The 7,881-nt window shown below is 31.5% G+C and carries 6 protein-coding genes; all 6 read right to left on the minus strand.

Annotation, left to right across the window (positions count from 1 at the left end; translation table 11 throughout):
- Positions 1–355: 355 nt before the first annotated feature.
- The gene (locus tag BM238_RS14140; RefSeq protein WP_090082870.1) at positions 356–1,504 is read right to left on the minus strand and encodes a Wadjet anti-phage system protein JetD domain-containing protein; all 1,149 of its coding nucleotides are present in this window, start codon (positions 1,502–1,504) and stop codon (positions 356–358) included.
- Positions 1,501–2,034 (minus strand): SbcC/MukB-like Walker B domain-containing protein, encoded by a 534-nt coding sequence (locus BM238_RS14565; protein ID WP_233742010.1) that lies wholly within the window; start codon positions 2,032–2,034, stop codon positions 1,501–1,503. Before BM238_RS14565 ends, BM238_RS14140 begins: the two co-directional genes overlap by 4 nt.
- Positions 2,035–2,184: 150 nt before the next feature.
- Complete coding sequence (locus BM238_RS14145; protein ID WP_233742011.1) at positions 2,185–4,866, minus strand: ATP-binding protein; 2,682 nt, start codon at positions 4,864–4,866, stop codon at positions 2,185–2,187.
- 37 nt (positions 4,867–4,903) lie between these two features.
- Positions 4,904–5,491 (minus strand): DUF4194 domain-containing protein, encoded by a 588-nt coding sequence (locus tag BM238_RS14150; RefSeq protein ID WP_090082872.1) that lies wholly within the window; start codon positions 5,489–5,491, stop codon positions 4,904–4,906.
- Complete coding sequence (locus tag BM238_RS14155) at positions 5,488–6,948, minus strand: DUF3375 domain-containing protein (protein WP_090082875.1); 1,461 nt, start codon at positions 6,946–6,948, stop codon at positions 5,488–5,490. Before BM238_RS14155 ends, BM238_RS14150 begins: the two co-directional genes overlap by 4 nt.
- 317 nt (positions 6,949–7,265) lie before the next feature.
- A complete protein-coding gene (locus tag BM238_RS14160; protein ID WP_090082880.1) occupies positions 7,266–7,772 on the minus strand; it encodes a hypothetical protein in 507 nt (168 codons plus the stop codon).
- Positions 7,773–7,881: the final 109 nt, after the last annotated feature.

Below are 7,881 nucleotides of genomic sequence, written 5' to 3' on the forward strand. Positions count from 1 at the left end.
TTAACTCTAAGTTAAATACTATTAATATTGATTTTTTTGACCTTTTCAAATTTTTGTTAGTCCGCAATTTAGTAGAGGTTGCAGATAACGTTTTGGCGCTTGGCGAAGGTGGCGATTTTCACCACAAATGTTGATGCGGAGAACCAAACTTTGATTGACCACAAATGTGTCTGCGGAGCACTGAACCGCCACTTTTGCCAAACGCCTGTTATGCCTTCGCCCTTCTTTCTCGGTCGTTGTTTGTCTGTCCAAAGTCTCTGTGTCTGTGCGGTTGGGCAGGCATACTCTTTTGCAATTTTTGGTCTGTGCGTTGGCTTGTGCGAATTGCAAATGTGTATGACTGCGAAGGGTCGGCTTATTCATTGTCAAAGTGTCTGTTAACATAGTCAAATGGTATTTTTTCTTGCTCAAGTCTCCAATTATTTGTCTTTAGAAGATTGTAAAGTTCTTTTTCATTGTCAGTCAAATTAAGGGTTGTTGTGTCAGTAGTCGGCTTGCCTGAATCATTTTCAAAGTATTTGTCAAAGGTTGATTTGTCCATTAAAACACTTTTAGTGTGCTTGAAGTGTTTTCTAATTCTTGATAGTATTTCAAATCCGTGAGCATCAATGTCGCCCCAGTATAGAACGGTTAAGTCGTCTAACCATTTGGCGTTTTGAATATTTGTAACTGCATTACCTTGTCCGAAAATTGCAATTGTATTATCCATTTTAGGCAATGTCAAAGTCGTATAAAGTGTCGTCTTATTCTCAACAATAAGAACTTGTTTTAAAGGAAGTTTTAAACTTTCAAATTGACTAATAGGAATAGAAATATCATTAAGCCCTGAAAAATAGTTTTCGCTTATGTTTTTGTCTAATATTTTAAATCTAACTAATGGTTCACGAAACTTCAAATTGAAACGTTTTTCAAATTCTTTTTCGTTAAGATTAATATGGTTTTGGATAATTATATCAAGTAATTCGCTTATAATACTTTGATTGGATTCAATAAATTTAGTGTGAACATTTGCTGGTAATTCCCTGATATAAAGGTTTGGTTTCGGACTATTTTTGAAATAGTTACAAACTTTTAAAATGCTTTCCCATTTGCCTTGATGCTGAATTATTTTTGTTGGATTTTTAATTAGCCAGTCTTTTAATTCAAGAAAATTGGTGTTAATTGTTTGCCAGTCATTTATAAAATTTTCTACTTCTTTTTCTTTACCTAAGAATTTTAAAAAGTCTTTTTCAGTATCAAAATAAATGCTTGTCGGAAGCTGTTGTGTTCCAATTGTTTTTGTTTTTATAGTTTGATAATCTAACGTAAATCCAAATCCTTTTTTTTCTTTTGATTGATTCATCAATGCCAAACTCTCCTTTTGAAAATCTGAAATTGTGGTTTTGTTATAGGTTTTGTCTCCAAGAATAACAATTCTTGAAAATGGTATTGCTTGAACAATAGATTGCAGAAAGGAAAAGTATTTCCTTTCTGCCTTTGTTTTTATTTCGTTCGGACTTATCATTTATTGATGAAATTTTCTCGTTCTTCTTTAAATTGCTCAATTGGCATATCATAAAGCCAAGAGTATTTCTCCTCTTTTCTTTCTACGAAATGAACAAATGAAATTGCATCTTCAACAATATGTATGTTGTCGCTTGGAGTTACTACTAAAAGTTGCAAATGAAGCTGTTTACAAAGAGTAATTAGATAACGAGCCTTATCTTCGTCTTGTGCCTTGAATGCTTCATCAATCGCAATAAAACGAAAGGAATTTGTTTGTAATCCTTCTTTTGTCAGTCCAAATTGATATGCAATGGCAGACCCTAAAATAGTATAAGTTAATTGTGCTTTTTCACCACCAGAAAGTTGCCCCATATTTTCATAGGTTTTGAATTTCTGATTGGTTTCCTTGTAGAATTCTTCTGCTTTGTAGCTAAACCAAGAACGAACTTCCATTACCTTTTTTCTCCAGTCTTCTTTGCTTAACTTGTTAATTAAAGGCTCGATATTGTTATTAAAATGATTTTCTCTACCGTCAATAGTTTCTTCCATTTTTTTAAAGTCTGGAATAGCATTGTGTAATAAATTTCTAAAGTCTTTTACTTCATTACTAATTTTTGTTGGAGCTACAAGCTGAATATAAGTAACTGGCGAACTTTTGAAATCAATCCCTTTTAATGATTCGTTTAAGTGATTTATATTTTACTTTATGGATTCTGCCCAATTTTCAAAAAACATTCTAAAATCGCCAACTTTGTTGGTAATCGTTTCTTGTAAATATTCTTTGAATTTCTTTTCAAATCGAACCAAATCTTCTTCGACTAATTTTTTATAATAGGTTTGATATTCTTCAATTAAATCCAAATTAGTGGATTCAGGCAATTTGCTCACATCAGAACGCCAGTCTTTGAATTTTGTAGTGATGTTTTCGTTCGGCTGTTTGAACGCATTTATTTTTATTCTAACATCCGATTCTTTATTGCCTTTTTCATTATTCAATTTCCCAATTTTACTTGATGTATCGTTTTGGAAATCAGTTTGAGATTTTTTGATTGTCGAAAAGCTAACATTGAGTAATTCAGGATTTACATTTTCAAATTCCAAAATATCTTTACTACCAATCGAATCAAGTAGTTTTTGATTGCTCTCTAAATCAGTATTTATTCCTTTAATCGTAACTTCTTCTAACTGAAATATTTCTTTGTTCTTGTTATTAATTTCAACATCTGTCAATTGTTTTAAATCGGCTTCTACTTTTTTTAATTGTTCTTGAAGCGTTTTTACTCTATCATTTGTAGCTTCTAATTTCTTTTTTACTACTTCCTTTTCCTGAATTTGATTTGCATAAGTTTGCCAATCGATATCATCATATTTCGTGAACAGCTTGAAGAGGTCAGCGTAAGCCTCTTTTTTAACTTCGATTTCTTTAATTCTTTGGCTAATACTCCTAGATTCTTGTAAAGCCGTTTTCTCTTTTTCTTGTAGGTCTTTTATTTCGTTTTGAAGAAACTTTATTTTGTCTTTATTATCCCAACCTAAAACATAATTTTCTCTTTTTGAAGTATGGAGTCTGTCGTCTTTTTCGTGCTTTCCTTTTCCAAATTTTATTAGACCTTCTTTCGTTATTGCTTTTTCTTCATAAAGACTAAACTCTTTTAAATCATTTACACAAGTATAATTGTATTGATTTGTAATAATGTCTTCAAGCCAATCTATATAAATACTTTTTGGTTTGAATTCTATCTTATTAACAAGTGTATTTTTTGAGGTGTTTTTATCCGCCATATTAGACAAAGAAGTAAAACCCTTGTAACGTTGGTATGTAATTTTTCCTTTTAAGTCAGTCCTATTTACATATTCATTCACTTTTGTGTAATATTTCTCAGGAACAATAAGCCTTAAAGCAAAATTGTGTAAAATCTTTTCGGTCGAAAGTTCCCATTCACTTTCATCATCTTTTACTTTAATTAGTTCTCCTATAAAAGGGAATTCTTCTTTGTTTGCACCAATATGTTCTAAAATGTCATCTCTAATTTCAGATACTCTTCCTGAAATGTTGTTTCTATTCTTTTGTAGCGATTTAATAGTTTCAATGCCTTCCTCTATTTGATTTTTGAAACTATCTTGCAAATTTTTAGCTATTCTTAGTCTTTCATCGTTTTTCAATCTATCCGATTCTAATACCGTTTTTTTGTTGCTTGCACTTTCACGATTTGCTTTAAAATTTTCTTCACTTGGATTTGTATTTAATTCAATGCTTTGTGCCAGTTTATTGTATTGGTCAAGTTTGGTATTTCTAGCTTCTTTTAATCTTTCAAGATTTTTTATCTCTCTTTCTAATTCTTTGATTTTATTATAAACCTCTTCTCGTTCTATAGATAGTGCAATACTTCTTTCTTCTCCCTTTAATTCGGTTTCCTTTGCTTTGAGATTTGACAATTCATCATTTAGAATACCTAAGTGGATATTGATTTTGGATAATTCTAATCCAAACAATTCAACTGATTTTTTTGCAAACCAATAAACCGCCATTTCTTTAGATAGACTTAGCGTTTTAAGTTCATTTTGAATATTGGATAATTCAATTGCTATTTCATTGATTGGTTTTAGTTGCTCAATTTGTTCTTTGGCTTTTTCTATGTTCGTTTTAGCATCGATTAAGGTTTCAAAACTGGATTTTAATTTGATGAATTTTTCCTCTGCATTTTCGTTATCTTCTTTATACTCTTCAAGCATATTGGTTCTTATAAATTCATCCAAATCTTCCAAAACCTTTACACCAACAACTTGATTAAATAAGCTCAATCCCTTTATTGACCGCATTCCAAAAACATTTGATATTCTTTCGCCATACGAAGTAGGACCATCAAAAAATTCAACTTTCTTTTTATTTGAATTGGAATTGTATTTGTTATCAAGTCGCTTTTTCCAATTGCCTTTTCCATCAAAATCTGTGAAATCTTGTTCTATATTTAAAGCAAGGTGTGCAATTCCAAAAGCTGTATTTAGTGTTCCATTTGAACCAAACCATCTCACTTGAAAAAGGGTTATTGTTTTAAAATCTGTATTAGAAAAAGAAGCTAAAAGCACAGAATAATCATTTTTAGCTCTCAGCATTTGAGTACTCGTGCTCATTTTGCCTTCTTCTTGTATATTGCCGTAATGACCTAGAACATAACTTTCTTCGCTTCTGTCACCTTTTTTTTCAACGCCAGAAGATTGATTGTAAAATCGGTCTTTCTTCAAAGGAACGAGTAACGTAAGCAAAGCATCAATAAAAGTGCTTTTGCCCGAAGCATTTGCACCTGTTAAAAGTGAATTATTTCCTTGTGGATTTATTCTGAATATTTTTTCGTGAAAAGTGCCCCAATTGTAAACTTCCATATATTGAAGTCTAAATCCAGCCTTGTCTGAACTTGTACTAAATAGACTCAACATTTTCTTGTAATTTTAGTTTAAACGCTTGAAGAATGTCTAAAGTGACTTTCTCTTTAATTATTCTTTGAATTTGGTATTTAGTTTCATTTTCCTTTTTGCTCACTTCGGATAAATAACCCAACTTGACAATGTTATTTATGTAACCATCCAACTCTTTCAAAAATTTAACTCGGTTAAATTTTTCGGGAAGGAATAATTCTACTTCTTCCTTTATTTCAGAATCGGTAATGAATTTTTCGAAAACCTGAAATTGAGTAGGATTGCTGTCAAATTCTTCAAGGCTTTGTCTTAACACGACTAATACAATTGATGTTTCAAACCCGATTTGCCTTCTTGTTACAAGATTTAATGTATTGCCTTCACTGTCCTCAAGTTGTTTTACAAATGCAAATCCTTCTTCTTTTTTAACGATTAATTCCAAACCAATTTGGCTGATGTAATCTTGAATTTCTATTTGATAATTTACGACATCATCCCAAATATTCGAGTTTCGATTTCTCTCAATAGCACCTTTCAGCAATTTTACAATTGCTTTGGAATATGGTTTTGTGTTTCTTTCTAAATTGCTCATTTGGTCAAAATTATTTCAGGTATTTGAATTGATTTTTTATTTTCAATATCAAATTGAATTCGTTGTTTTTTATCAGGATTTATGGAATGTTTGAATTCTTTTACGATTCCAATGTAACCAAAAAGCTCTGGCAATCCTTTTTCAATTCCCCCAAAGTTCTCAATCACTTCCGCTATTGTTGTCTGAGATTTATCTCTAAGAACTTCTTTAATTCTCTTCCTAAGGATTTCCTTGTCAATTGCAGAAAGGTTGAATAATTTATTTAAATGGTTAGAGTGTGAAATGTCTTCGTCTGCTAATTTTGGTTTTGTTTTATACGTGATTTCTTCACTTGGCTCAAAAGTGAGTTTTCTCTCAAATGGAATATTAATCTCAATGTCTGTTTCCAATTCAAAAGAAACACCAGGTTTTATTTTTGCTTTACTCAATTCGATTAAATATTTCTTAATATCTTGAATAATATTTTTTGTAATCTCTGATTTTGAGGCTTCGTTTTCCCTGATTATTCTGCTCAACTTTTCTGCCATCTTATCGTTGGCTTTTGAAACTTTTTGTCCAGAAGAGTGCAGGTTTTTCTTCATTCCCTTTAAAAAGTAGTCTGAAATCTCAATTTCTTTATCTTCAAGTGTTTTATATAATTCCTTTGTCAAGTTCCCCCATTCTTCCTGCAATGCAGGTGTAAGAATGAAAGTGTAGAAAGCATAAAAACTTTTTCCTTGTGGACTGTTTTTTAGCTCGTCAATTGCATCAAAAGTAAATTCAAGAATATTGCTTTTTGTTAAGCTACCTTCTGCGTGTTTAAGATAAATATCTCTTGTTATTACTTTGAAATTATCTTCAACTTCTTTAAAGTCAGAAAGTAATTTTTTAGCTGATTTAGTTAGTTGGTTGAAACGAGGAACTATTTCAAAATCTTGGAATACTTTTATATCTTCTCCGCTTTCAATTCTTTGTATTTGTTGTTCTATTTCAAGTTTTTTGTCTTCTAGTAATTGTCTTCGTTTTTCAGTATCTTCATTTGTAAACTCAACAAGCTCTTTTAATTGATTTATGATATTTTTGAATTTTGATTCAGCTCCTACATATTCTTCTTTTTGTAAACCTGAAAGCCAGTCCAGCGTTTTGCTTGAATGCGATGAAAGTTCATAATATATTTCTCCTGTTTCGTCTTGGTAGTTTGTCAGAAAGCCTTTGTTTGTCCAATTTTGAACAAATTTCTTAGCTTTAATTTCGTAGTTGTCAGAAAATAAAATTTCACTTTCTTCATCAATTTCTACTTGAACAGCTTCTAAATAGTCAGCTAGTTGGTTGTGTATTCTTTCTGATGAAATTGTTCCTTGCTGATTTGAAAAAGTATTGACTAAAAAAGTGATAATAACCTCTCTGTTCCGAAGTTTCAGAAGGTCAACGCTTGGTGAGTTGTTTAATATGTCTGCTATTTTTGAACTGTCAATCATTAGTTGTAGAGGTGTCGTGCGGTGGCAAAATTTAGCTCTTTTGGTTTTGCGAAGCGTTGGTTTGTGTGTCGGGCAAAACCAAATGTGCTAAATGTGCGGTTGGCTTTTCTGTCTTGTATGTATTTCTATTCATTTTTTCTGTCGGTTTAATGTTAGCACTGTCGGTTGTCATAGGGTGAGGCATAACGTTTCTCGGCTTGGCGATGTGGCGGATAAAGTAGCCGAAACTTTCTATTATCACTAAACTTCGAAAATAACACAAATCTTCGATTTAGCACAAAACCCGCCATATTGCCAAACCGATGTTGTAGGCAGTTTTATGGCACTGTGTCTATTCCGGTAATTTTAAATTTTCCACTTTTTTTACTCAGATAAATAAAGCCTTGTGAACCTTCCCATTTTTTTGATGGCGCAACAATTGTGTATGAAAACATAAATCCATTATGTTTGTTTTTGTCGTCAAAAGTTGGATAAAAAATGTAAGTCTCAAAAATTTTATGCTTTTCAACTTCACTGCTAACACGTTTGTCAAAAAACTCCTTATATTGACTTTCATAAAATAATTTCTTGGTCACCTTGATTGTGATATGGTTATTAATTTTAAGAGTTGTGTCGTCAATACAAGGTCTGCAATAAAATGGAAATTCACAAAGTTTCGCTAGTTTGTCTTTGTCCTTTTTTATAATAGCGCTTCTAAAATCTGTCCAAAAGTTGCGTAAAAGAATACTTTCTTGAAACGAAATTGTTCTGTCAATATTTGCGGCTTGTCCATAAGAACAAACTGAAAATAAAAGTCCAATTATTATTGTTAGAATACTGTTCATAAAAAATTGCCTACAACGTTTTGCGTATTGGCGATGGTGCGGCTAAAAATACCGACTTTTGCTATTAAAAATTAATATTCGAAATATCTAAAATGTTTAAACTTGCGAT

This window comes from Halpernia frigidisoli, from assembly GCF_900113805.1.
GTDB classification, from domain to species: domain Bacteria; phylum Bacteroidota; class Bacteroidia; order Flavobacteriales; family Weeksellaceae; genus Halpernia; species Halpernia frigidisoli.